The 1,404-nt window shown below is 52.0% G+C and carries 1 rRNA gene (running past one end of the window); it reads left to right on the forward strand.

Features of this window, described 5'->3' with window-relative positions:
* Nucleotides 1-1,383 (forward strand): 23S ribosomal RNA (locus ACI1V7_RS28305); it begins 1,260 nt to the left of the window's first position.
* Nucleotides 1,384-1,404 lie beyond the last annotated feature (21 nt).

Genomic DNA, 1,404 nt, shown 5'->3' on the forward strand with positions numbered 1-1,404 from the left:
TGATTCAAGGGGTCGAGACGAGCGGCTTTATGCTGCGAAGCAATCGGAAGTGGTTCCAAGAAAAGCCTCTAAGCTTCAGTCATACGAGACCGTACCGCAAACCGACACAGGTGGGCGAGATGAGTATTCTAAGGCGCTTGAGAGAACTCGGGAGAAGGAACTCGGCAAATTGGTACCGTAACTTCGGGATAAGGTACGCCTCGGTAGCTTGACTGCTTTACTGCAGAAGGGCGAAAAGGTTGCAATAAAATGGTGGCTGCGACTGTTTAATAAAAACACAGCACTCTGCAAACACGAAAGTGGACGTATAGGGTGTGACGCCTGCCCGGTGCTGGAAGATTAAATGATGGGGTGCAAGCTCTTGATTGAAGTCCCAGTAAACGGCGGCCGTAACTATAACGGTCCTAAGGTAGCGAAATTCCTTGTCGGGTAAGTTCCGACCTGCACGAATGGCGTAACGATGGCCACACTGTCTCCTCCCGAGACTCAGCGAAGTTGAAATGTTTGTGATGATGCAATCTACCCGCGGCTAGACGGAAAGACCCCATGAACCTTTACTGTAGCTTTGCATTGGACTTTGAATCAATCTGTGTAGGATAGGTGGGAGGCTTTGAAGCGGGGACGCCAGTTCTCGTGGAGCCATCCTTGAAATACCACCCTGGTTCATTTGAGGTTCTAACCTTGGCCCGTTATCCGGGTCGGGGACAGTGCATGGTAGGCAGTTTGACTGGGGCGGTCTCCTCCTAAAGTGTAACGGAGGAGTTCGAAGGTACGCTAGGTACGGTCGGACATCGTGCTAATAGTGCAATGGCATAAGCGTGCTTAACTGCGAGACCGACAAGTCGAGCAGGTACGAAAGTAGGACATAGTGATCCGGTGGTTCTGTATGGAAGGGCCATCGCTCAACGGATAAAAGGTACTCTGGGGATAACAGGCTGATTCCTCCCAAGAGTTCATATCGACGGGGGAGTTTGGCACCTCGATGTCGGCTCATCACATCCTGGGGCTGTAGCCGGTCCCAAGGGTATGGCTGTTCGCCATTTAAAGTGGTACGTGAGCTGGGTTTAAAACGTCGTGAGACAGTTTGGTCCCTATCTGCCGTGGGCGTTGGAAATTTGAAGGGGGCTGCTCCTAGTACGAGAGGACCGGAGTGGACGAACCTCTGGTGTACCGGTTGTCACGCCAGTGGCATTGCCGGGTAGCTAAGTTCGGAAGAGATAACCGCTGAAAGCATCTAAGCGGGAAACTCGCCTTGAGATGAGATTTCCCGGAGCCTTGAGCTCCTTGAAGGGTCGTTCGAGACCAGGACGTTGATAGGTCGGGTGTGGAAGTGCAGTAATGCATTAAGCTAACCGATACTAATTGCCCGTACGGCTTGTCCCTATAACCTTGGCAGTCATGCCA

The organism is Massilia paldalensis, assembly GCF_044901715.1.
Lineage (GTDB): Bacteria > Pseudomonadota > Gammaproteobacteria > Burkholderiales > Burkholderiaceae_D > Telluria > Telluria paldalensis.